The sequence below is a fragment of the Klebsiella sp. JB_Kp004 genome (assembly GCF_040065795.1).
Taxonomy (GTDB): domain Bacteria; phylum Pseudomonadota; class Gammaproteobacteria; order Enterobacterales; family Enterobacteriaceae; genus Klebsiella; species Klebsiella quasipneumoniae.
In genome coordinates, this window is the sequence record NZ_JBEAKW010000005.1 from 144,108 (window position 1) to 165,954 (window position 21,847).

General features: G+C 63.7%; 22 protein-coding genes. 15 read left to right on the forward strand and 7 right to left on the reverse strand.

The genetic code is table 11. The features are described from left to right. Nucleotides 1-37 precede the first annotated feature (37 nt). Nucleotides 38-169 (forward strand): hypothetical protein, encoded by a 132-nt coding sequence (locus ABLX76_RS06800; protein ID WP_032428887.1) that lies wholly within the window; start codon nt 38-40, stop codon nt 167-169. A 236-nt stretch (nt 170-405) separates the two neighbouring features. Then, nucleotides 406-618 carry a fumarate hydratase FumD gene (gene fumD / locus ABLX76_RS06805; RefSeq protein ID WP_004203074.1) on the forward strand — a complete coding sequence of 71 codons (213 nt, stop codon included), beginning with the start codon at nt 406-408 and terminating at the stop codon, nt 616-618. A 17-nt stretch (nt 619-635) separates the two neighbouring features. On the opposite strand, the gene ABLX76_RS06810 is transcribed toward fumD, so the two are convergent. Next, nucleotides 636-1,274, reverse strand: coding sequence for a TetR/AcrR family transcriptional regulator (locus ABLX76_RS06810; RefSeq protein WP_023290070.1), 639 nt, complete (start codon nt 1,272-1,274; stop codon nt 636-638). Nucleotides 1,275-1,400: 126 nt separating this feature from the next. On the opposite strand from ABLX76_RS06810, the gene ABLX76_RS06815 reads away from it, so the two are divergent. From ABLX76_RS06815 to ABLX76_RS06830, 4 genes are all read left to right on the forward strand, one after another. Further along, a complete protein-coding gene (locus ABLX76_RS06815; protein WP_065881336.1) occupies nt 1,401-3,254 on the forward strand; it encodes a sugar phosphate isomerase/epimerase and 4-hydroxyphenylpyruvate domain-containing protein in 1,854 nt (617 codons plus the stop codon). A gap of 71 nt (nt 3,255-3,325) precedes the next feature. Further along, the gene (locus tag ABLX76_RS06820; RefSeq protein WP_136070123.1) at nt 3,326-4,648 is read left to right on the forward strand and encodes an MFS transporter; all 1,323 of its coding nucleotides are present in this window, start codon (nt 3,326-3,328) and stop codon (nt 4,646-4,648) included. A gap of 15 nt (nt 4,649-4,663) precedes the next feature. After that, complete coding sequence (locus ABLX76_RS06825) at nt 4,664-5,500, forward strand: shikimate dehydrogenase (protein WP_348874277.1); 837 nt, start codon at nt 4,664-4,666, stop codon at nt 5,498-5,500. Between the two features lie 56 nt (nt 5,501-5,556). Then, on the forward strand, nt 5,557-6,300 hold the full coding sequence (locus ABLX76_RS06830; RefSeq protein WP_348874279.1) for an extracellular solute-binding protein: 744 nt from the start codon (nt 5,557-5,559) through the stop codon (nt 6,298-6,300). Here the strand turns inward: ABLX76_RS06830 and ABLX76_RS06835 are convergent. The 4 genes from ABLX76_RS06835 to ABLX76_RS06850 form a co-directional block, all read right to left on the reverse strand. Then, the gene (locus tag ABLX76_RS06835; protein ID WP_109547217.1) at nt 6,284-7,033 is read right to left on the reverse strand and encodes an ABC transporter ATP-binding protein; all 750 of its coding nucleotides are present in this window, start codon (nt 7,031-7,033) and stop codon (nt 6,284-6,286) included. The genes ABLX76_RS06830 and ABLX76_RS06835 overlap by 17 nt on opposite strands. Then, nucleotides 7,030-8,037, reverse strand: coding sequence for an iron ABC transporter permease (locus ABLX76_RS06840; protein ID WP_261902318.1), 1,008 nt, complete (start codon nt 8,035-8,037; stop codon nt 7,030-7,032). Before ABLX76_RS06840 ends, ABLX76_RS06835 begins: the two co-directional genes overlap by 4 nt. After that, complete coding sequence (locus tag ABLX76_RS06845) at nt 8,027-9,085, reverse strand: ABC transporter substrate-binding protein (RefSeq protein ID WP_261902319.1); 1,059 nt, start codon at nt 9,083-9,085, stop codon at nt 8,027-8,029. The genes ABLX76_RS06840 and ABLX76_RS06845 overlap by 11 nt, the downstream gene beginning before the upstream one ends. A gap of 92 nt (nt 9,086-9,177) precedes the next feature. Beyond that, on the reverse strand, nt 9,178-9,990 hold the full coding sequence (locus tag ABLX76_RS06850) for a DNA-binding transcriptional regulator (RefSeq protein ID WP_109547220.1): 813 nt from the start codon (nt 9,988-9,990) through the stop codon (nt 9,178-9,180). Between the two features lie 177 nt (nt 9,991-10,167). On the opposite strand from ABLX76_RS06850, the gene ABLX76_RS06855 reads away from it, so the two are divergent. The 8 genes from ABLX76_RS06855 (at nt 10,168) to ABLX76_RS06890 (ending at nt 18,530) form a co-directional block, all read left to right on the forward strand. Then, the gene (locus tag ABLX76_RS06855; RefSeq protein ID WP_277476097.1) at nt 10,168-11,832 is read left to right on the forward strand and encodes a bifunctional 3-(3-hydroxy-phenyl)propionate/3-hydroxycinnamic acid hydroxylase; all 1,665 of its coding nucleotides are present in this window, start codon (nt 10,168-10,170) and stop codon (nt 11,830-11,832) included. A gap of 1 nt (nt 11,833) precedes the next feature. After that, nucleotides 11,834-12,778 (forward strand): 2,3-dihydroxyphenylpropionate/2,3-dihydroxicinnamic acid 1,2-dioxygenase, encoded by a 945-nt coding sequence (mhpB, locus tag ABLX76_RS06860; RefSeq protein ID WP_087775578.1) that lies wholly within the window; start codon nt 11,834-11,836, stop codon nt 12,776-12,778. 17 nt (nt 12,779-12,795) lie between these two features. Continuing rightward, a complete protein-coding gene (gene mhpC, locus ABLX76_RS06865; RefSeq protein WP_243806417.1) occupies nt 12,796-13,662 on the forward strand; it encodes a 2-hydroxy-6-oxonona-2,4-dienedioate hydrolase in 867 nt (288 codons plus the stop codon). Nucleotides 13,663-13,671: 9 nt separating this feature from the next. Further along, the gene (gene mhpD / locus ABLX76_RS06870) at nt 13,672-14,478 is read left to right on the forward strand and encodes a 2-keto-4-pentenoate hydratase (protein WP_065881344.1); all 807 of its coding nucleotides are present in this window, start codon (nt 13,672-13,674) and stop codon (nt 14,476-14,478) included. Next, nucleotides 14,471-15,421, forward strand: a complete 951-nt coding sequence (mhpF, locus tag ABLX76_RS06875; RefSeq protein WP_348874284.1) for an acetaldehyde dehydrogenase — start codon at nt 14,471-14,473, stop codon at nt 15,419-15,421. Before mhpD ends, mhpF begins: the two co-directional genes overlap by 8 nt. Then, nucleotides 15,418-16,434, forward strand: coding sequence for a 4-hydroxy-2-oxovalerate aldolase (gene mhpE, locus ABLX76_RS06880; RefSeq protein WP_032453226.1), 1,017 nt, complete (start codon nt 15,418-15,420; stop codon nt 16,432-16,434). Before mhpF ends, mhpE begins: the two co-directional genes overlap by 4 nt. Before the next feature lie 71 nt (nt 16,435-16,505). Then, the gene (gene mhpT, locus ABLX76_RS06885) at nt 16,506-17,702 is read left to right on the forward strand and encodes a 3-(3-hydroxy-phenyl)propionate transporter MhpT (protein ID WP_065881353.1); all 1,197 of its coding nucleotides are present in this window, start codon (nt 16,506-16,508) and stop codon (nt 17,700-17,702) included. A 102-nt stretch (nt 17,703-17,804) separates the two neighbouring features. Next, complete coding sequence (locus ABLX76_RS06890) at nt 17,805-18,530, forward strand: polyphenol oxidase family protein (protein WP_023290058.1); 726 nt, start codon at nt 17,805-17,807, stop codon at nt 18,528-18,530. A 12-nt stretch (nt 18,531-18,542) separates the two neighbouring features. Here the strand turns inward: ABLX76_RS06890 and ABLX76_RS06895 are convergent, their stop codons facing one another. Further along, nucleotides 18,543-20,123: a rhodanese homology domain-containing protein gene (locus ABLX76_RS06895; RefSeq protein ID WP_348874287.1), complete on the reverse strand. Its 1,581-nt coding sequence runs from the start codon at nt 20,121-20,123 to the stop codon at nt 18,543-18,545. A gap of 5 nt (nt 20,124-20,128) precedes the next feature. Then, complete coding sequence (locus tag ABLX76_RS06900) at nt 20,129-20,731, reverse strand: cysteine dioxygenase (protein WP_348874289.1); 603 nt, start codon at nt 20,729-20,731, stop codon at nt 20,129-20,131. A gap of 106 nt (nt 20,732-20,837) precedes the next feature. On the opposite strand from ABLX76_RS06900, the gene ABLX76_RS06905 reads away from it, so the two are divergent. After that, on the forward strand, nt 20,838-21,731 hold the full coding sequence (locus ABLX76_RS06905; protein WP_348874291.1) for a LysR family transcriptional regulator: 894 nt from the start codon (nt 20,838-20,840) through the stop codon (nt 21,729-21,731). The last annotated feature ends 116 nt before the right edge of the window (nt 21,732-21,847 follow it).

Sequence of the window (21,847 nt, forward strand, 5' to 3'; positions counted from 1 at the left end):
CCTAAGGATAGGTGACAACCCCGAAGCGTGCAGAAGAATGTGTGCTGGCGGTTCAGCCCATGAAATGTGGCAAGGTGTTATGCGTTTTATCATGCAGTCCAATGCGCTGAAACCATTCAAGAAAGAATCGAAGCGCATTATACGCTGGCGAAATCAAAAAGGAAAATAAAAACCTCGTTTCAAATTATGGACAAAACGCGTAACAAAACCGGCACGTTATGCATAAAACTATGCAACACATTTTTCCATCAGGCGGTATGAAAAGGGGCGGCGGAAAGGGAATTTTCTCCCGTCATGAGGGGGTAAAATGCGCCATTGACCCGGTAACGGGAGGATGATTTGCGTTGCCGGAAAAATCTATCAATAATGATTTGATTGATAATGAGAAAATGCGAGCCAGACTCAATGGGAAATAAAGCGAAAGACGACGAGCTGTACCAGGAAATGTGCCGCGTGGTGGGCAAAGTGGTGCTGGAGATGCGTGACCTTGGCCAGGAGCCGAAACACATTGTCATCGCCGGCGTGCTGCGCACCTCGCTGGCGAACAGCAAAATCCAGCGTTCACCGCTCACCGAGGAGGCAATGGCGAAGGTCATTCACGCCCTCTCCGGACACTGACGCCTTTCGCCGGCGGGTCAGGAAATCACGAAGCGGACCACCGCCCGGACGGCAATGTCGCAGTGGTGGGCCACCATCGCTTCATCGTCAATGGCGGGCAGCGGATCGTCAAGGTACAGACTGCTGAAGGTGTAGAAATTCGACACCTGATAAAAGCTAAAGCTGCTGATTAACCGGTGCACATCGCGCGCTTCCAGCCCCGCCTGAAAGACCCCCTGCTGCTGGCCGCGCTGCAAAATGTCTTCCAGAATCGACAGGGCGGTACGATTCAGCGGCTTCAGCTCTCCCGAGGTCTTCAGCCACTTGCCGCGCTGCATGTTCTCCATGCAAATCACCCGCATATAGTCCGCGTGGGTGGCGTGATAGCGCACGCTCCAGCGCACCAGCCGCACCAGCGCCTCTACCGGCGGCACATTCTCCAGCCCCAGCTGCTGCTCGGTTTCGCGGATCCGCGCATACACATGCTGCAGCACCTCCTGATAGAGCTGCTCTTTGCTTTTGAAGTAGTAGACCACCATGCGCTTGGTGGTCTGCGCCTCGGTGGCGATCTGCTCCATGCGGGCGCCTGACAGCCCGTGTTCGGCAAAGACGGCGATAGCGGCGCTGAAGATCCGCTCCTTCAGAGATTGTGCTTCATCATGAGCAACGGCGGTCATGGCAACTCCTTTTTCTTGGGTGACAAAAAATACACATAATGATCACAATTTTGCAACCTGGTATGGCGCAAATGAACCAAATGATACATATTCAAGGCTCACGTCAGCTGTTGACCCGAGGACCTTATGCTGCGCTCTATCGCCACCGTTTCGATTTCCGGCACCCTGCCAGAGAAGCTGCACGCTATTGCGGCGGCGGGGTATCAGGGTGTGGAAATTTTCGAGAACGATCTGCTCTATTATACGGGGACGCCGGCGGAAATCCGCCAGCTGGCCGCCGATTTAGGGTTAAAAATCACGCTTTTTCAACCCTTTCGCGATTTTGAAGGCGCCAGCCGGGCGCAGTTTGCGGCCAATATGGCCCGCGCCAGACGCAAATTTGCGCTGATGCGCGAGCTGGGCTGCGACACGCTGCTGCTGTGCAGCAATGTGCAGCCGGACTGCTCGGCGGATAGCGAACTGCAGGTGGCGGACCTGCGGGCGCTGGCCACGCTGGCGGAAGAGGAGGGGATCGCTATCGGCTATGAGGCGCTGGCCTGGGGAACCCATGTGAACCGCTGGCAGCAGGCCTGGGAGCGGGTGCAGCGGGTGGACAGCCCGGCGCTGGGCCTGGTGCTCGACAGCTTCCATATCCTGGCCCGGGGCGACACCCTCGACGCGCTGCCATCGGTGCCGGTGGAGAAAATCACCTTCGTTCAGCTCGCCGATGCGCCGTATATGAAAATGGATCTCCTGGAGTGGAGTCGCCATTTCCGCTGCTTCCCCGGGCAGGGGGAGCTGCCGCTGGAGGCGTTTGCCGAGCAGATCACCCGCTGCGGCTATCGCGGCCCCTGGTCGCTGGAGATCTTTAATGACGGTTTTCGCGCCTCGCCGAACGGCGCGACGGCCAAAGATGGCTATCGTTCGCTGCTGTGGCTGGAGGAGCAGACTCGTCGCCGGCTCCCGGCGTGCGATGCAGATCTGTTTTCACCGCCGCCACCGCCGGTCTGTCACGGGCTGGAGTTTATCGAATTCGCCGCCAGCGTCGCCGAGACGCAGCGCCTGGGGCAGCACCTGCAGGCGCTGGGTTTTCAGCACGAGGGAAGCCACCGCTCCAAACAGGTCACGCTGTGGCGCAACGGCGGGGCGCGGATCGTGATAAACCATCAGCCGCACAGCTGGGCCGATCACTTTTATCAACGCCACGGGGTATCGCTCTGCGCGATGGCGCTGCGGGTCGACAGCAGCGCGCCGATTGTCGCTCGCGCCCGCGCGCTGGGGTATGCCACCTGGCAGGGCGACGCCGGGCCGAACGAAACGCCGATCCCGGCGATCTGCGCCCCTGACGGCAGCCTGGTCTATCTCATCGATGCCGGGGAGGCGATCTACGAGCGCGACTTTCTCCTGCGCGATGGCGTGACGGTGCGCGAAGATTACCTCGGCATCGACCATCTGGCGCTGGGGATGGAAGCCGACAGCCGCGACAACTGGGTGATGTTCTTCCGCACGGTGTTTGGTTTTACGCTCGAACATGAGCAGACGCTGCCGGATCCCTATGGGCTGGTGCGTAGTCTGGTGGTGCGCAGCCCGCAGGGGGAGATCCGCCTGGCGCTGAATATCTCCCAGAGCCGGGCGACGCAGATCGCCCGCTCGGTCGCCTGCTACCAGGGGGCGGGGCTGCAGCATGCCGCCTTTGCCTGCCGCGATCTGCCGGCCACCTGCGACCAGCTCGCCGCGGTTGCCGATCATGCGCTGCCGATCCCGGCCAATTACTATGACGATCTGCTGGCGCGCTTTGGCGGCGAGCTGGACGTCGGGCAGCTCCAGCGGCGGCAGCTCCTCTACGACCGCGATCCGCAGGGCGGAGCGTTCCTGCATCTGTATACCCGGCCCTTCATCGCCGGGCGCTTCTTCTTTGAATTAACCGAACGACGGGCAGGCTACGCGCTCTATGGCGCGGCGAATGCGGCCGTTCGTCTGGCGGCGATGCAGTATTGTTAGCCTGAATCAAATGGTTCATTATGCCTGAAACACAATAACAACACCCTCTGTACCCGAGACAGGAACCGACTATGAGCTCATATAGCCCTAACCCGACGGCCGCCGCCCAGCCAGCCGTCACCGCGCGCCGCTCCCGGCGGCGCATCGGCATTCTTGCGCTGCTGGCCATCGGCACCATGATCAACTACCTCGATCGCACCGTGCTGGGGATCGCCGCCCCAAAGCTGACCGGTGAGCTGGGGATCGACCCTGCGCTCATGGGGATCCTCTTCTCCGCTTTCGCCTGGACCTACGCTCTGGCGCAGATCCCCGGCGGGCTGTTTCTCGACCGTTTTGGCAACAAAGTGACCTATTTTCTGTCGCTGACCCTGTGGTCGCTGTTTACCCTGTTCCACGGCATGGCGGTGGGGCTGAAGACGCTGCTGCTGTGCCGTTTCGGGCTTGGCGTCAGCGAAGCGCCGTGCTTTCCGGTGAACAGCCGGGTGGTCAGCGCCTGGTTCCCGCAGCAGGAGCGCGCGAAGGCCACGGCGGTGTACACCGTGGGGGAATACCTCGGGCTGGCCTGCTTTGCCCCGCTGCTGTTCTGGATCATGGACGGCTTCGGCTGGCGGGCGCTGTTCGTCAGCGTCGGCGTGGTGGGCATTCTGTTCGCCCTGGTGTGGTGGCGCTGCTATCGCGAACCGCATGAAGACCCTCGTCTCAGCCAGCAGGAGCGCGAGCATATCGAAAACGGCGGCGGCCTGAGCGCCCCAGCCGACCAGCAGGTGGCGTTCAGCTGGCCGCTGGTCCGCCAGCTGCTGAGCAAACGTCAGATCATCGGCGCCAGTATCGGCCAGTTTGCCGGCAATACGGTGCTGGTGTTCTTTCTCACCTGGTTTCCCACCTGGCTGGCCACCGAACGCCATATGCCGTGGCTGAAGGTCGGTTTCTTTTCCATCCTGCCGTTTGTCGCCGCCGCCGGCGGGGTGATGTTTGGCGGCTGGATCTCCGACAAGCTGCTTAAAGCCACCGGGTCGGCCAACCTGGGGCGTAAGCTGCCGATCGTCGCCGGCCTGCTGATGGCCAGCTGCATCATCTCCGCCAACTGGCTGCAGAGCGACCTGGCGGTGATCCTGGTGATGTCGTTTGCCTTTTTTGGCCAGGGGATGGTGGGCCTCGGCTGGACGCTGATCTCCGACATCGCCCCGAAGGGGCTGGGCGGGCTCACCGGCGGCCTGTTCAACTTTTGCGCCAACCTCGCGGGGATCCTCACCCCGCTGGTGATCGGCTTTATCGTCGCCGGGTTCGGCAATTTCTTCTACGCGTTGATCTACATCGGCGGCGCCGCGCTGCTGGGCGTGGCGGCCTATCTGTTTATCCTCGGCGACGTCAAACGTATCGAGTTATCGCAGTAAGCAAAGGAGCAAGGCATGGTGATTAGTGGGAATACGCGGCTGATAGCGCATCTTGGCTATCCGACCGCCAGTTTTAAGGCGCCGATGATCTACAACCCGTGGTTTGTCGACCAGCAGGTGGACGTGAAGGTGGTGCCAATGGGCGTCAGGCCGGAGGACTATGCCGCGTTTATTCCGCCGCTGTTTACGATGACCAATATCATCGGCGCGCTGGTGACGATGCCGCATAAAATCGCCACCTGCGATCTGGTGCAACACCTGAGCCCGACGGCGGCTATCGCCGGCGCCTGCAACGCCATCCGTCGCGAGGCGGACGGCAGCCTCTCCGGGGACATGTTCGATGGCGACGGCTTTGTGCTGGGCCTGCGCCGTAAGGGATTTCAGCCTGAGGGGACGCGGGCGCTGGTGGTCGGCAGCGGCGGGGTGGGGTCGGCTATCGCCGCCTCCCTTGCGGCTGCAGGGGTCAGCGCCCTGACCCTGTACGATACCCGTCTCGAGGTGGCGCACGCTCTCGCTGGACGGCTGCATCAGCACTATCCCCAGCTCGATATCACTCTGATGCAGCACGATCCTGCCGGACACGAGCTGGTGGTCAACGCCACGCCGCTGGGGATGAAGGTCAGCGATCCGCTGCCGCTGGACGTTGACCGTCTGGCGCCAGGCACCTGGGTGGGGGAGGTGGTGATGACCCAGGAGTATACTCCGCTGCTGAGAGCCGCCCAGGCGCGACAGTGCCACATCCAGCGCGGGACCGACATGCTGTTTGAAATGATCCCTGCCTATCTGCGCTTTTTCGACCTGCCGGTAGCCACCCCCGAACAGCTGCGGGCGCTGGCGGAAATTCGCTACTGACGCGGCGTCAGTTCGGGTAAGATAGCGTTATATTATCTGTTTTATAGCGAATGACGATGATCTCTCCTCCTCTCATGCTGCTGGCGGCGGGAAGCCTGAAAAGCGCTTTCCAGCCGCTGGTGGCGCAGTTCCAGCAGCACACCGGCCTGGCGGTCGATGTGCAGTTTGGCCCCGCCGGCCTGCTGCGCGAGCGGATTGAGTCCGGGACGCCGTGCGCGGTTTTCGCTTCCGCCAACGCGGCGCACCCGCAGGCGCTGATGCAGGTGGGTCTGGCGCAGGAGTGCCGGGGATTGGCCCGTAACCAGTTGATGCTCACCGTCCGGCGGTCGCCGGAGAACGACGCGCTGGACTGGCTGGCGCTGCTCAGCGCGCCCCGCCTGCGGCTGGCGACCTCCACCCCGGGCTGCGATCCGTCGGGAGATTATACCTGGCAGCTGTTTACCCGCCTTGAGGCGCGCTATCCGGGGCTGGGCAAAGCGTTGTCCGGGCGGGCGCAGCCGCTGGTCGGCGGCAGAGATTCGCTGAGCGTGCCGCCGGGAGCGATAGCCGGCGCGTGGCTTATTCGCCAGAACCTGGCGGATCTGTTTATCGGCTATGCGCACTATGGGGCCGCGCTGGCCGCCTGCGATGATCTGCGCACCCTGGTCATCCCCGCGCCGTGGAACATTTGCTGCGACTATCAGCTGGCGCGCCTTAGCGCCGACCCCGCCGCCACAGCCCTGTATCGCTTTATCCTCGGCGAGGCCGGGCAGGCCTGTCTCCGGCGGGCGGGGTTTTTATCCTTCAGCGACGCAGGGTAAACCCGGGGGCCAGCAGAGGATAAGCGGCCGCGGGATGGTGGATCAAACGTACCGGCAGGCCGTAGGCTTGCCGGAGGTGCGTTTCACTTAGCACGTCGGCCGTCTCGCCCGCCAGCCACTGGCCCTCCGGCAGGAGAAGGAGCGTATGGCTGGCCACCTGCAGGGCATGGTTCGGGTCATGGGTGGTGAACAGGACGGTGCGCGCCTGACGGTGAGCGAGGTCGTCGATCAGCTGCAACACCACCTGCTGGTTACCAAGGTCCAGCGCAGAACAGGGTTCATCCAGCAGGATATTCTGGCTGGCGCTGACCAGCGCGCGGGCGATGAGCACCAGCTGCTGCTGGCCGCCGGAGAGAGAGCTAAAATCGTGTCGGGCCAGGGGGGCAATGCCCAGCTGCGCCAGGGCTTTCACAACCCGTCGAGCGTCCTCCTCGCCCGGCTGGGCAAAGAGATCCACGTGACGGGCGCGGCCCATCAGCACCACATCGCTCACTCGCCAGCTGAAAGCGGGGCGAAACGACTGCGGGACAAGGGCCACGCCGCCCTCGCACTGCATCTGGCCGCCAAGCGGGGGCAATACGCCGCTCAGGGTGTCCAGCAGAGTACTTTTTCCCCGGCCATTGGCGCCGAGTACCGCCCAGATCTCACCGGACCGGCAGGCCAGTGTCAGCGGGTCGAAGAGCGGTTGACGGCGGCCGTAGCGTAGCGCTTCCAGCGATAAGGATATGTTCATGGCGCCATCCTCCGGCGTCGGGACTGCACCAGCAAAAAGGTAAACAGCGGCGCTCCCAGCAGGGCGGTGATAATCCCAATCGGGATCTCCGCCTGGGTCAGCGTGCGCGCCAGATCGTCCACCACCAGCATCAGGGCGGCGCCGAGCCAGAATGCGGTGGGGAGCAGGCGACGATGATCGGCCCCCACCAGCAGGCGGGCGAGGTGAGGGACCACCAGCCCCATCCAGGCGATGCTGCCGCTGACCGCTACCTGGGCGGCCACCAGCACCGCGCAGCAGACCAGCACGCCGCGACGCAGCGCGGCCACCGGAACGCCAAGACTGCGGGCATCCCGCTCCTCCAGCGCCAGCAGGTTGATGCGCCAGCGCAGCTGCCACAGCAGCCCGGCAGCCACGGTCATTGGCAAAAGCATGAGCAATACCTTATGCCAGTTGGCGGTCGCGAAGCTGCCGAGCAGCCAGAAGACAATGTTCGGTAACGTTTCTTCGCTATCGGCGAGGTACTGCATCAGACTGACCAGGGCGGCGAAAAAACCGCTGAGAATGATCCCTGACAGAATCAGCCCCAGCGTGCTTTCCCGCCCCTGCAGGGCGGCGAGGAGATAAATCAGCCCCAGCGCGATGAGGCCGAAGAAAAAGGTCGAGGCCATCATCAACAGGCTGCCGAATCCCAACAGGATCGCCAGCGTGCCGCCGAAGGCGGAGCCGGAGGTCACCCCAATGATATGCGGATCCACCAGCGGATTCTGGAACACCCCCTGTAAGGTGGCGCCGCACAGCCCCAGCGCGCCGCCGGCCAGCAGGGCCATGGCCACGCGCGGCAGGCGAACCGACCAGACGATCTGCCCAACCACCCCTTCACCGGGCGGCAGCTGGATCAGGGTATGCCCGACGGCGCTCAGGCTTAACGGATACTGGCCGACACCGAGAGAGGCAACGGCGATCGTCAGCGTCATCAGCGCCAGGCAAAGCGGCAACAGCCAGGGACGGGAATTAACGCGCATCGGGTGACCACGTCACACGAAAAAAACGCTGATAGTAATCCCTGGCTTTGCTGTCCACATCGATGTTCTGGTAGCGTGCAGGATAGAGTTTTTTCGCCATCCATAGCTCGCCCAGCGCCAGCGCCTCCGGCATCGGGTATCCCCAGGCTTTGGCGTATTCCGGCATCAGCCAGACGCGATGATGTTGCACCGCATCGATCGTCTGCCACTGCGGGTCGCTCTCTATCTGTTTGACCACCTGCGGATAACGGTCCTGGACGAAGATCACCTGCGGGTTCCACGCCAGGAGCTGCTCCAGCGATACCTGGCGGGCGCCTTTAACGCTCGCTGCCGCCACGTTCAGCGCCCCGGCGTGGGCCATCATCAGTCCGGTGTATTTTCCGGCGCCGTAGGTGTTCAGATCGGGATTGGCCATATAGACCCGCACCCGCTGGTTCTGCGGAATATCGGCCACCGGCGCGTTGGCCTGCTGGCGCGCCGCAAAGGTGTAGTGAATCAGCGCCTCGGCTTCGGGCTGGCGTTCGACGACCTCGCCGATAAGGCGGATCCCCTCCACCAGCCCGGCGTTATAGGCCTGCTCTTCGTCAGCCATGGTAGGGTTCATTTTATTTTTTTCCCCGGCGGCATCGTGGCGCAGCGAGATGGTCACCACCGGGATCCCGGCCTGCTGGATCTGCGCGATCATCGCCGGCGGCGCATAGTTGGCGACGAAAACCACCTGCGGACGTAGCGCCAGCAGGCTTTCAATATTGACCTGGGTGAGATCGCCCGGCGTCGCCAGTTGCGCGATTGTCGGCATAAAGCGGACGAACTGCGGCCCGAGCTGTTTCTTCCAGCTGCTTAAGACGCCGACGATATCCTCGGCGGCATGGAGTTGCACCAGCAGATTGAGCGTCTGATGCTGCAGAACCACTACGCGGGTGACGTGGTCGGGGAGGGTGACCTGGCGACCCAGCTGGTCAGTGACGGTACGGTCGGCGAAGGTCTGGCCGGTGAACAGGCTGGCGCTGAGCAGCGTCAGGCCCAGCAGTAAGGGGTGTTTTGACATGGCGTGGCTCGAGTGGCTTGAAAAATTCGATATATATTAAATTATATAACGATGCCGGGGGCAATAATTGATCGCCTTTCACCCCTTCACGATCAAGGAATGTCGTATAACACCTCTTCATCTTCCATACGGGCTTCTATCTGGCCCGCCACCCTCTGCAGCGCGGAGAGATGCTTCTGCGCCGCCTGCTCAATGGTCATGGCGCTGGCGATATAGACCAGGTTGAGGCAGCCGATGACCCGCTGCTGGCTGCAGACCGGCACGGCGATAGAGGCGATTTTCTCCTCCTGCCGCCAGCCGCGGAAATTTTCGCCATAGCCGTTCTGGCGGGTGCGGGCGAGGATCGCCGCCAGCCGTTCCGGTTCGCGAGCCAGCTGATATTCCGCTTCCGGACGGGCGGCCAGCATGCTGAGTATGGCGTCGCGCTCCGCGTCGGGGGCAAAGGCCAGCCATGTCAGACCGGAGGCGGTGAGCAGCAGCGGCAGTCGACGTCCGACCATCGCCCGGTGAAACGACAGCCGACTGAAGCGGTGGGTGGTTTCGCGCACCACCATGGCGTCGACGTCGAGGGTGGTGATATCCGTCGGCCACTGGACCTCGCGCAGCAGTTCCCCGAGCAGCGGCGTGGCGAGGGCAGAAATCCAATGTTCGTCACGAAATCCGTCGCTCAGCTGGCGGACGTTAATGGTCAGACGAAAGCTGTCATCGGAGCGGCTGCGGCGGACAAAACCTTCCTCCTGCAGCGTCTCCAGCAGCCGGCGCACGGTGGTGCGATGTAGGCCGCTAAACTCCGCCAGCAGGCCGGGCGTCGCGCCGCCGTCGAATTTATTTAACAATTTTAATAACAATAAACCCCGGCTTAATCCGCGCACCGTTTTGTACTCAGTGGCCCCATCATCACGCATAAATCCTTCCTTAAAATGCTTTATAAACAGCGATGTGCACCTGGTGCACATTCAGCGATGTTTTGATTGTAGCCGAAAACACCCGCCCTATACTCAGCCCATTATAAAAATACGTTTACACATGATTAACAAATTGCCTGTCAGCCGGGCAGTTTCCGAGTCGTGAGGTCGCTGAGAATGACAACATCTACACCCGATATTCAACCCGCCGTGCAGCATACCGCCCAGGTCGCCATCGCCGGCGCCGGTCCGGTAGGCCTGATGATGGCCAACTACCTTGGCCAGATGGGCATCAGCGTGCTGCTGGTGGAAAAGCTCGACAAACTGATCGATTACCCGCGGGCCATCGGTATTGACGATGAATCGCTGCGGGCGATGCAGGCGGTGGGGCTGGTGGATGACGTGCTGCCGCACACCACGCCGTGGCACGCCATGCGCTTTCTGACCCCGAAGGGCCGCTGCTTTGCCGACATCCAGCCGATGACCGATGAGTTTGGCTGGTCGCGGCGCAATGCCTTTATTCAGCCGCAGGTGGATGCGGTGATGTATCACGGCCTGCAGCGTTTCCCGCAGGTCCGTTGCCTCTTCTCCCGCGAGGTGGAAGCCTTTAGCCAGAACAGTGACAGTGTCACGTTAAATATCAAAGGACCGGACGGCGAGCGGGAGACGGTGCGCGCTGACTGGCTGGTGGCCTGCGACGGCGGCGCCAGCTTTATTCGCCGCACGCTGAACGTCCCTTTCGAAGGCAAGACCGCGCCGAACCAGTGGATCGTCATCGATATCGCCAACGATCCGCTGGCCACCCCGCACGTCTACCTGTGCTGCGACCCGGTGCGGCCCTATGTTTCCGCCGCGCTGCCCCACGGCGTGCGCCGCTTTGAATTTATGGTGATGCCCGGGGAAACCGAAGCCCAGCTCAGCGAGCCGCACAATATGCGCCGTCTGCTGAGCAAAGTGCTGCCGGACCCGGATCGCGTCGAGCTGATCCGCCAGCGGGTCTACACCCATAACGCGCGCCTTGCCGAGCGCTTTCGCATTGACCGGGTGCTGCTGGCCGGCGACGCCGCGCACATCATGCCGGTCTGGCAGGGCCAGGGATACAACAGCGGCATGCGTGACGCCTTCAACCTGGCGTGGAAGCTGGCGCTGGTGGTCAACGGCAAAGCGGGAGAGGCGCTGCTTGACAGCTACCAGCAGGAGCGTCGCGACCACGCGAAGGCGATGATTGACCTGTCGGTCACCGCCGGTCACGTGCTGGCGCCGCCGAAGCGCTGGCAGGGCGCGGCGCGCGATGGCCTCTCCTGGCTGCTGAACTACCTGCCGCCGGTGAAACGTTACTTCCTCGAAATGCGCTTTAAGCCGATGCCGCAATATCGCGAGGGGGCGCTGCTGACCGACGGCGCAGGCAAAGCCTCGCCGGTGGGCAAAATGTTTATTCAACCGCAGGTGACGCTGGAGAACGGCGAGAGTCTCCTGCTCGATGAGGTTATCGGGGCGAATTTCGCCATTATCGGCTGGGGCTGCAACCCGCAGTGGGGGCTCGACGCCGGGCAGATCGCCCGCTGGCGCGCGATAGGGGTGCGCTTTATCCAGGTCGTGCCGGAGGTGCAGATCCATCGCGAGCAGGATAACGCCCCGGGCACGCTGCGGGTGGGGGATAAGCAAAACCGTCTGAAGAGCTGGTTTGCGCAACATAACACCGCCATCGCCGTGGTCAGGCCGGACCGCTTTGTCGCCGCCCTCGCTATCCCGCAAACCCTCGGCGCGCAGCTGACCGCCCTGGCGGAAAAAATGACCCTTGCGGCCGGGGATACCGGCCACGCTGAAGAGAAGGTGGCCTGATATGCATGCCTATTTACACTGCCTGTCGCACACCCCGCTGGTGGGATTCGTTGACCCGGAGCAGACGGTCCTCGATGAGGTGAACGGGGTGGTTGCCGACGCCCGGCGGCGGATCGCTGAATTCGATCCCGAGCTGGTGGTGCTCTTCGCCCCCGATCACTACAACGGTTTTTTCTATGACGTGATGCCGCCGTTCTGCCTGGGCGTCGGCGCCACCGCCATCGGCGACTTCGCCAGCGCCGCCGGCGACCTGCCGGTGCCCACCGAGCTGGCGGAAGCCTGCGCCCACGCCGTGATCAACAGCGGTATCGACCTGGCGGTGTCGTACAACATGCAGGTGGACCATGGCTTCGCCCAGCCGCTGGAGTTTTTGCTGGGTGGGCTGGATCGCCTGCCGGTGCTGCCGGTGTTTATTAACGGCGTCGCCGCGCCGCTGCCGGGTTTTCAACGCACCCGGCTGCTGGGCGAGGCGATGGGCCGCTTCCTCAACACCCTCAATAAGCGGGTACTGATCCTCGGCTCTGGCGGGCTTTCGCACCAGCCGCCGGTGCCGGAGCTGGCGAAGGCGGACGCCCATCTGCGCGACCGCCTGCTCGGCAGCGGCAAACAGCTGCCGCCGGACGAACGCGAGCTGCGCCAGCAGCGGGTGATCAGCGCCGCCCGACGGTTTACCGAAGACCAGCGCTCGCTCCATCCCCTCAACCCGGTCTGGGACAACCGCTTTATGAGCCTGCTGGAGCAGGGGCGGCTGAGCGAACTGGACGCGATCGGCAACGACGAGCTGTCGGCGATGGCCGGCAAATCGACGCACGAAATTAAGACCTGGGTGGCCGCCTTTGCCGCGCTATCCGCTTTTGGCCGCTGGCGCAGCGAAGGCCGCTATTACCGGCCGATCCCCGAGTGGATCGCCGGATTCGGCTCGCTGAGCGCCACCACCGAGATTTGATTAACCGGGAGACTAACATGAACTATCAACCGCAAACCGAAGACGCCACCAGCCGATTCCTCAACGTCGACGAGGGAGGCCGCACGCTGCGCATCCATATCAATGACTGCGGCGACGGGAAAGAGACCGTGGTGATGCTGCACGGCTCCGGGCCGGGGGCCACCGGCTGGGCCAACTTCAGCCGCAACATTGACCCGCTGGTCGAGGCGGGCTATCGCGTGCTGCTCCTGGACTGTCCGGGGTGGGGGAAGAGCGATTCGATCGTCAACAGCGGTTCGCGTTCGGATCTCAACGCCCGCATTTTGAAAAGCGTGGTCGATCAGCTGGGGATCGATAAAGTCCATCTGCTGGGCAACTCGATGGGCGGTCACAGCGCGGTGGCCTTCACCCTGAGCTGGCCGGAGCGGGTGGCGAAGCTGGTGCTGATGGGCGGGGGAACCGGCGGCATGAGCCTGTTCACGCCGATGCCGACGGAAGGCATCAAACTGCTGAACGCCCTGTACCGCGAGCCGACCATTGAAAACCTGAAGAAGATGATGAGCATTTTCGTCTTCGACACCCGTGACCTCACCGACGCGCTGTTCGAGGCGCGGCTGAACAATATGCTGTCGCGCCGCGACCATCTGGACAACTTCGTCAAGAGCCTCGAAGCCAACCCGAAACAATTCCCTGACTTTGGCCCGCGGCTCGGCGAGATCGCTGCGCAAACTCTCATCGTCTGGGGACGCAATGACCGCTTCGTGCCGATGGACGCCGGACTACGCCTGCTCGCCGGGATCGCCGGCTCTGAGCTGCACATTTACCGCGACTGCGGCCACTGGGCGCAGTGGGAACATGCCGACAGTTTTAATCAGCTGGTGCTCAATTTCCTCGCACGGGCTTAAGGAGTGATGATGACTATTTCTCTTGACGCGCTGGCGCAGCTGTTGCGCGACGCCGAACGAACCGGCCAGGCGATCGCCCCGCTGCGCGATATCCTCGGCGTCGACAACGCCGACGCCGCCTACGCTATCCAGCGCCTGAACGTGCAGCACCACGTGGCCCATGGCCGGCGGGTGGTGGGCCGCAAGGTGGGCCTGACCCATCCCAAAGTGCAGCAGCAGCTGGGGGTCAACCAGCCGGATTTCGGCACCCTGTTTGCCGACATGTGCTACGGCGACAACGCCGATGTGCCGTTTGGCCGCGTGCTGCAGCCCAAGGTGGAGGCCGAGATCGCCCTGGTGCTGAAACATGATCTACCCCATGCCGATACCACTTTTGATGAGCTGTATAACGCCATCGAATGGGTGCTGCCGGCGCTGGAGGTGGTGGGCAGCCGCATTCGCGACTGGTCAATCGGCTTTGTTGACACCGTCGCCGATAACGCCTCCTGCGGCCTGTACGTCATCGGCGGCCCGGCGCAGCGACCGGCGGGTCTGGATCTGAAAGCGTGCGCCATGCAGATGACCCGCAACCAGGAGCTGGTCTCCAGCGGCCGGGGCAGCGAGTGCCTGGGGCATCCGCTGAACGCCGCGGTGTGGCTGGCGCGCAAGATGGCCAGCCTCGGCGAACCGCTGCGGGCGGGGGATATCGTGCTGACCGGGGCGTTAGGCCCGATGGTGGCGATTAACGAGGGGGACAGCTTTGTCGCCCATATTGAAGGTATTGGCTCAGTCGCGGCACGCTTCGTCGCCGCCGGAGAAGGACATCGTGATGCGTAAACGTAAAGTCGCCATTATCGGCTCCGGGAATATCGGCACCGATTTAATGATTAAAATTCTGCGCCACGGCCAGCATCTGGAGATGGCGGTGATGGTCGGCATCGACCCGCAGTCGGATGGCCTGGCCCGCGCCCGGCGCATGGGCGTCGCGACCACCCACGAAGGGGTGGGCGGCCTGATGCAGATGGCGGAGTTTGCCGATATCGACTTTGTCTTCGACGCCACCAGCGCCGGCGCGCACGTCAAAAACGATGCCGCGCTGCGCGAAGCGAAGCCAGGGATCCGCGTCATCGACCTGACGCCGGCGGCGATTGGCCCGTACTGCGTGCCGGTGGTCAACCTTGAGGCCAATCTCCACCAGGGCAACGTCAATATGGTGACCTGCGGCGGGCAGGCCACCATCCCGATGGTCGCCGCGGTCTCGCGGGTGGCGAAGGTGCATTACGCGGAGATCGTGGCCTCCATCGCCAGTCAATCCGCCGGGCCGGGGACGCGAGCGAATATTGACGAATTCACTGAAACCACCTCGCAGGCGATTGAAAAGGTCGGCGGCGCGGGCAAGGGCAAGGCGATTATCGTGCTGAACCCGGCGGAGCCGCCGCTGATGATGCGCGATACCGTGTATGTGCTGAGCGAGATGGCGTCTCAGGAGGCGATTGCCGCCTCGATCGCCGAGATGGCGGCAGCGGTGCAGGCTTACGTGCCTGGCTACCGGCTGAAGCAGCAGGTGCAGTTTGAAGTTATCCCCGAGGAAAATCCGGTCAACCTGCCCGGCGTGGGCCGTTTTTCCGGACTGAAAACCGCGGTTTACCTCGAAGTGGAAGGGGCGGCGCACTATCTGCCGGCGTACGCCGGCAACCTCGATATTATGACCTCGGCGGCGCTGGCGACGGCGGAGCAAATGGCCGGGGCAATGAACAGCGCGGCGGGAGCGACAGCATGAATGGTAAAAAACTCTACATTTCGGATGTGACGCTGCGCGATGGTATGCATGCGATTCGTCACCAGTATTCCCTGGCGCAGGTGCAGCAGATTGCCGGCGCGCTGGATAAGGCGGGGGTGGACTCTATCGAAGTCGCCCACGGCGATGGGCTACAGGGATCGAGCTTCAACTACGGCTTTGGCGCCCACAGCGATATCGCCTGGATTGAAGCGGCGGCGGAGGCGGTCAGCCAGGCGAAAATCGCCACCTTGCTGCTGCCGGGCATCGGCACCCTGCACGACCTGAAAGCCGCGTATCAGGCCGGGGCGCGGGTGGTGCGGGTCGCCACCCACTGCAGCGAAGCGGACGTCGCGGCGCAGCATATTGCCTTTGCCCGCGAGCTGGGGATGGACACCGTCGGTTTTCTGATGATGAGCCATATGATCTCCCCGCAGGCGCTGGCGCAGCAGGCGCTGAAGATGGAATCCTATGGGGCGACCTGCATCTACGTGGTGGATTCCGGCGGGGCGATGAACATGAATGACATTCGCGACCGCTTCCGCGCGCTGAAGGCGGTGCTGAAGCCGGAGACCGCCACCGGGATGCATGCCCACCATAACCTGAGCCTCGGGGTGGCTAACTCTATCGCCGCGGTGGAAGAGGGCTGCGACCGGATCGACGCCAGCCTGGCCGGGATGGGGGCGGGGGCGGGCAATGCGCCGCTGGAGGTGTTTATTGCCGCCGCCGACAAGCTCGGCTGGCGGCATGGCACCGACCTCTACGCGCTGATGAATGCCGCCGACGAGCTGGTGCGGCCGCTGCAGGACCGCCCGGTGCGCGTCGACCGCGAAACGCTGGCGCTGGGCTACGCCGGGGTCTACTCCAGCTTCCTGCGCCACAGCGAAGCGGCGGCGGCGCGCTATGGCCTCAGCGCGGTGGATATTCTCGTCGAGCTGGGCAAACGGCGGATGGTCGGCGGCCAGGAGGATATGATCGTCGACGTCGCGCTGGATCTGCTTAACCGCCAAAAATAACAACGGGCGGCTGACCATGCATCAGCCGCCCATCACCTGCTCCGTTTGTCCGGCTATCGCAAAGGTACCCTATGACCAAGATAACGACCGCAAACTCCTCGCGCCTGATGGTCACCATCGGGCTCTGTTTTATGGTGGCCCTGATGGAGGGGCTGGATCTGCAGGCGGCGGGGATCGCCGCCGTCGGCATGGCGCAGGCCTTTGCGCTGGATAAAATGCAGATGGGCTGGATCTTCAGCGCCGGGATCCTCGGCCTGCTGCCCGGCGCGCTGGTGGGCGGCATGCTGGCGGACCGCCACGGGCGCAAACGCATCCTGCTGGGCTCGGTGCTGCTGTTTGGCCTGTTCTCGCTGGCCACCGCGGTGGCCTGGAGCTTCCCGACGCTACTGCTGGCGCGCCTGCTCACCGGCGTCGGGCTGGGGGCGGCATTGCCGAACCTGATTGCCTTAACCTCGGAAGCCGCTGGCCCGCGTTTTCGCGGCCGGGCGGTGAGCCTGATGTACTGCGGGGTGCCCATTGGCGCCGCGCTGGCGGCAGCGCTGGGGTTCTCTGGCCTTGCCGCGGCCTGGCAGACCATCTTCTGGATTGGCGGCGTGGTTCCGCTGCTGCTGATCCCGCTGCTGATGCGCTGGCTGCCGGAATCGCAGGCGTTTCAACGCGTGGAGACCAGCGTGCCGCTGCGCACTCTGTTTGCCCCGGGGCATGCCGCCGCCACGCTGCTGCTGTGGCTGGGCTATTTCTTCACTCTGCTGGTGGTCTATATGCTGATCAACTGGCTGCCGATGCTGCTGGTAGGCCAGGGATTCAGCGCCAGCCAGGCGGCGGGGGTGATGTTCTCTCTGCAGATCGGCGCCGCCTGCGGCACCCTGCTGCTGGGGGCGCTGATGGATAAGCTTACTCCGTTGCGCATGTCGCTGCTGATATACAGCGGCATTCTGGCGTCGCTGCTGGCGCTGGGCAGCGCGTCGTCGCTGAGCGGGATGCTGCTGGCGGGGTTTGTCGCCGGGCTGTTCGCCACCGGCGGCCAGAGCGTGCTCTACGCGCTGGCGCCGCTCTTCTATCCCGCGGCGATCCGCGCCACCGGGGTCGGCACCGCCGTGGCGGTGGGACGCCTCGGGGCGATGAGCGGTCCGCTGCTGGCCGGCAAGATGCTGGCCCTCGGCACCGGCACCGTCGGGGTGATGGCGGCCTCAGCGCCGGGCATTGTGCTGGCCGGCGTGGCGGTGTTCTGGCTGATGCATCGCCAGCAGCGCGCGGCCATTGTCTGAAGCCTGTCCGGCGGTCCGGCGAAAAAATGCCGGGCCGCCGCCTTGCCTCTGCGCGTGCCCTGGCCTAAGGTAAGACATCATTCTCTGTCGCTTATCGTCTCTATGGCTTACCGCTCCCGCTTGCTCGACGCTATCCCTGGCATCCGCCACGCGTTTCTCGATGTCCACGAAACCGCCGCCTTTCCCTATGCCGAAATGGCGCCGGTGAAGCTGGTCCATGGCAATGAGGTTCATCATTATCAGCAGCCGCTGCCGACGCGCCCGCATGCCGACGCGGTGTTTACCGCCGTCGCCGGGCAAAAGGTGGGGGTGGTAACCGCCGACTGCCTGCCGATACTGATCGCCTCGCGCGACGGTCGCTTCATCTGCAGCGTGCATGCCGGCTGGCAGGGGCTGGCCAGCGGCATTATCGACAACAGTCTGGCGACTTTTCGCCAGCAGGGGGCGGCGCTGGCCGATCTGGTCATCGCCGTGGGGCCGCATATTCACCCTTGCTGTTACGAAGTCTCCGCCGGATTTTATCAGCAACTGCTGGACCAGCCCGGCGGTGACCGGGTGGCCCGGCACCGCCAGCGGCTGTTCCATTCCCGTTCTGGTCCGGTCAGCGATCCGCTCAAAGCTGCGGCGCGCGGCAGCGATAATCTGTGGTTTGATCTGCGCGCTTTCGCTGAGGCGATCTTCGCAGAGGCGGGGGTGGCGTCAACGAGCGTTGAATGGCTGGGGAGCTGCACCTATTGCACGCCGCAGTCGCTGGGCTCCTACCGGCGCCGGACCCATTTTCCGGCGCCGAAGAGCTTTCAGTACTCGTGGATCATGCGTGAGGCCTGAGTCGCGCTGGCGTTAGATCACCCGAAAACCGTGGGTGCCGTCGCGGGCCAGCTGATCCACCAGGCCGTACTCCCACTCCAGATAGGCCTGCATGGCCTCTGCGGAATTATCGGTCCCTTCATAGGGTCGGCGATAGCGGTCCCGGCGCTCGACAGCGAGGCCGGCGTCGCCATGGGCCAGCGGCAGACCGGCGGCGATCCACGCCAGCGTCCCGCCGCGCAATACCTGTACCGGCTTATCGGTTAAGGCCGCCACCTCGGGCGCCGCGTAGCGGGCCAGCAGGCTGCTGCCGCAGGTCACCACGTAACGTTGAGCGGGAGGGATCGCGTCCAGGGCCTGGCGCAGCTGCGAGCGCGTCAGCCACCACGCGCCGGGGATATGGCGGGCGACAAAGTTGGCGTTGGTGGTGAAATCGAGCACCACCGTACCGGGGTCGTCCAGCTGTTGCGCCAGCTGCGCCGGGCTTATCTCCTCCGCCTGCGGGGCGGGGGGCACTTCGGCGGCTGGTACCCCGCGCTCGCTCAGCTGGCTGGCCGACAGGGCGTTCAGCCGCGCCGTCTCCCAGCCCATCTGCGCCAGCCACGAGCCGGTTATCGCCGCCCGGACGCCATCGTCATCCAGCAGCACGATTCGCGCCCCTCGTACGCTGGCGAAGTGATCGGTCTCCTGCACCAGCTGGCCGCCTGGCGCGCTCATGCTGCCAGGATAGTGGCCCGCCGCGTACTCCTCAGGGCTGCGCACATCAAACAGGAAGGTGGTGCGGTCGCTCTGCTGCAGCCAGCGTTGCAGGGTCGCCTCATCAATGACCGCCACCCCGGCTCGTTCGGCGAGATGCGCCACCTCGGCGGCCCGGGCGCCAGAGGCGCGGGCGGAGGGATCGTATTGCCGCTGCTGCTGGTGCGCCAGCGTCTGGCCGGCCAGCGTCCAGCCGATAGTGCCATTGCGCAGGGCATGGACCGGGTTAGGCACGCCGGCGTTGATCAGCGACTGGGTGCCGATGATGCTGCGGGTGCGTCCGGCGCAGTTGACGATCACCGGCGTTTGCGGGGAGGGCGTCAGGCTCTCCACCCGCAGGGCCAGCTCGCCGCCGGGCACGCTGATGCTGCCGGGGATGCTCATGGTCTGGTACTCGTCGAAGCGCCGGGCGTCGACGATGACCACCTCCTGCCGGCTGTCGATGAGCGCCTGAACCTCCCGGGCGCTGAGCGACGGCGTGTGACGCACGCTTTCCACCAGCTCGCCAAAGGCTTTACTGGCGGAGTTGACGTCCTGAAACAGCTCGCCGCCGCTGCGGCGCCAGCCGGCGAGACCCTCGGCCAGCAGGGCCACATCCTGATAGCCCCAGGTCCGCAGTCGTTCGACGGCGATCTCCGCCAGCCCTTCGCCATTGTCGTAGACGGTGATCGGGGTGGTGAAGCGCGGTATCCGCCGACGGACCTCCAGCTCCAGTTTGCTGAGCGGCAGATTGACGGCAAACAGCGGATGAGCGGTGGCGAAATCGGCCTCTTCACGGACGTCGATGAGCGCCAGTTCACAACGGTCGAGCAGCGCCTGGCGGATCCCGGCGGCCTGTCGGTAAGCGTAAGTGGACATAATGGTTATCCTTGGTGTTCGCGGGAGGGATCCCAGATGTTGGGCACATGGCGGTTGGCGTAGCCGGAGATAAACGTTTTTTGCTGGCCTTCCGGGGTATACACCGCGCGCTTCACCGCGCCGATGTTGCCGCCGTAAACATGAATGCTGATGGAGACGCGATCCGCCAGCGCATTGCTGACGCGATGAATATCGCCATCGTCAACGGAGACTTTCTCCACCTGGCCTGCCTGCAGGAGCGTGGCGGCGCCCAGCGGCCGCGGTATGCCGTCTGCATCCAGCTGGTAGCGTTGATTCTCCTCCGCGCCGCGCAGCATACCAATGGCCCCCCATACCCGGTGGTCATGGATCGGCGTCGCCTGTCCCGGCCCCCAGACGAAGCTGACGATCGAGAAGCGCTCCCCGGAGTCGGCATGCAGCAGATACTGCTGGTAATGGTGCGGGTGCGGCAGGGTGTACTCTTCCGGCAGCCAGTCGTCGTGACGTACCAGCGCCGCCAGCCGTTGGGCCACGGCGTCAAGCAGCGGCGCGGTCTGGTGGTGTTCACGGTGCAGGCGATCAACCTCATGAATAAAATGGCGTAATTTTTCCAGTCGTGGTCCAGTCATGTGCGGTTCCTGTCAGAGGGGCTGGTCAAAACGCTAACAGAGGCGTTAATATTATTTAAATGCAATTTACGCATATATTAATATGCAAATTACACATAAGGATCCTATGCGCATCGACGATATTGACGCTCTGCTGGCCACGGTGCAGTTTTCTTCCCTCAATCAGGCGGCGGACTATCTGGGGATCACCCAGTCGGCTATCACCCGGCGCCTGCAGCGTCTGGAGCAGGAGCTGAACGTCACGCTGTTGGCGCGTCAGACCCGCCCGCTGACCCTGACCGCCGCCGGTCAGCGGGTGTACGAGCAGTGCCTGAGCATTAAGCGCGAGACGAAAAAGCTCTACAGCCTGTTGGATCCGCAAGGCGAGCCGCGCGGCGCGCTGCGTCTCGGCGTACCGCAGAGTATCAGCGAGATCGCGCTGCCGGCGGCGCTGGCGGCGCTGAGCCAGCAGTTTCCCGCACTGTCCCCGCAGGTCGCCTGCGGCTGGAGCGGAGAGCTGCAGCGCCGGCTGGAAAACGGCGAACTGGATGGCATGCTGGCGATGGGCCCCGCCCAGCAGACCCTCGCCGAGGGCTACAGCGGGCGGCTGCTGTGTCCCCTGGAGGTGGTGCCGATTGCCGCCCGGCGTCTGAATCTGCGGGCGTCGTCGCTGCGGGAGTGCGTCGAACAGGGCTGGATCCTTAACCCCGACGGCTGTGGACTACGCGCCGGGCTCATCCGCGAGCTGCAAAGCCAGGGGCTGCGGCTGAAGCTTAACGTCGAGAGCGCGGGCGCCCAGCTGCAGATGGCGCTGGTGGCGCAGGGACTGGGGCTGGGTCTGGTGCCGCGGGCGACGCTGGCGGCCAGCCCGTGGCGTGACGAACTCGAGGTCGTCAACCTCAGCGACTTTCAGCCTACGGTGTCGCTGTGGCTGATCCACGCCCGGTATCTGGCAAACCTGCAGTCGCCGCTGACCTTTTTCGCCAGCAAAGTGGTGCAGCAGCTGAGAGTATCCGACTGAAAGCACTATGTATTTTTGTTTAATGCCAGTCTTGCATATTAAGATATGATAAAAATGCATTTTGTTCATTAACACATCCTGTATAGGGTAATGACCAGCGCCGCCGTCGCGGCCAC

What these genes read in the sequence shown, in the direction of transcription:
- ABLX76_RS06800 (WP_032428887.1), top strand. Translation starts at nt 38, where the DNA reads ATGTGTGCTGGCGGTTCAGCCCATGAAATGTGGCAAGGTGTTATGCGT.
- fumD (WP_004203074.1), top strand. Translation starts at nt 406, where the DNA reads ATGGGAAATAAAGCGAAAGACGACGAGCTGTACCAGGAAATGTGCCGC.
- ABLX76_RS06810 (WP_023290070.1), bottom strand. Translation starts at nt 1,274, where the DNA reads ATGACCGCCGTTGCTCATGATGAAGCACAATCTCTGAAGGAGCGGATC.
- ABLX76_RS06815 (WP_065881336.1), top strand. Translation starts at nt 1,401, where the DNA reads ATGCTGCGCTCTATCGCCACCGTTTCGATTTCCGGCACCCTGCCAGAG.
- ABLX76_RS06820 (WP_136070123.1), top strand. Translation starts at nt 3,326, where the DNA reads ATGAGCTCATATAGCCCTAACCCGACGGCCGCCGCCCAGCCAGCCGTC.
- ABLX76_RS06825 (WP_348874277.1), top strand. Translation starts at nt 4,664, where the DNA reads ATGGTGATTAGTGGGAATACGCGGCTGATAGCGCATCTTGGCTATCCG.
- ABLX76_RS06830 (WP_348874279.1), top strand. Translation starts at nt 5,557, where the DNA reads ATGATCTCTCCTCCTCTCATGCTGCTGGCGGCGGGAAGCCTGAAAAGC.
- ABLX76_RS06835 (WP_109547217.1), bottom strand. Translation starts at nt 7,033, where the DNA reads ATGAACATATCCTTATCGCTGGAAGCGCTACGCTACGGCCGCCGTCAA.
- ABLX76_RS06840 (WP_261902318.1), bottom strand. Translation starts at nt 8,037, where the DNA reads ATGCGCGTTAATTCCCGTCCCTGGCTGTTGCCGCTTTGCCTGGCGCTG.
- ABLX76_RS06845 (WP_261902319.1), bottom strand. Translation starts at nt 9,085, where the DNA reads ATGTCAAAACACCCCTTACTGCTGGGCCTGACGCTGCTCAGCGCCAGC.
- ABLX76_RS06850 (WP_109547220.1), bottom strand. Translation starts at nt 9,990, where the DNA reads ATGCGTGATGATGGGGCCACTGAGTACAAAACGGTGCGCGGATTAAGC.
- ABLX76_RS06855 (WP_277476097.1), top strand. Translation starts at nt 10,168, where the DNA reads ATGACAACATCTACACCCGATATTCAACCCGCCGTGCAGCATACCGCC.
- mhpB (WP_087775578.1), top strand. Translation starts at nt 11,834, where the DNA reads ATGCATGCCTATTTACACTGCCTGTCGCACACCCCGCTGGTGGGATTC.
- mhpC (WP_243806417.1), top strand. Translation starts at nt 12,796, where the DNA reads ATGAACTATCAACCGCAAACCGAAGACGCCACCAGCCGATTCCTCAAC.
- mhpD (WP_065881344.1), top strand. Translation starts at nt 13,672, where the DNA reads ATGACTATTTCTCTTGACGCGCTGGCGCAGCTGTTGCGCGACGCCGAA.
- mhpF (WP_348874284.1), top strand. Translation starts at nt 14,471, where the DNA reads ATGCGTAAACGTAAAGTCGCCATTATCGGCTCCGGGAATATCGGCACC.
- mhpE (WP_032453226.1), top strand. Translation starts at nt 15,418, where the DNA reads ATGAATGGTAAAAAACTCTACATTTCGGATGTGACGCTGCGCGATGGT.
- mhpT (WP_065881353.1), top strand. Translation starts at nt 16,506, where the DNA reads ATGACCAAGATAACGACCGCAAACTCCTCGCGCCTGATGGTCACCATC.
- ABLX76_RS06890 (WP_023290058.1), top strand. Translation starts at nt 17,805, where the DNA reads ATGGCTTACCGCTCCCGCTTGCTCGACGCTATCCCTGGCATCCGCCAC.
- ABLX76_RS06895 (WP_348874287.1), bottom strand. Translation starts at nt 20,123, where the DNA reads ATGTCCACTTACGCTTACCGACAGGCCGCCGGGATCCGCCAGGCGCTG.
- ABLX76_RS06900 (WP_348874289.1), bottom strand. Translation starts at nt 20,731, where the DNA reads ATGACTGGACCACGACTGGAAAAATTACGCCATTTTATTCATGAGGTT.
- ABLX76_RS06905 (WP_348874291.1), top strand. Translation starts at nt 20,838, where the DNA reads ATGCGCATCGACGATATTGACGCTCTGCTGGCCACGGTGCAGTTTTCT.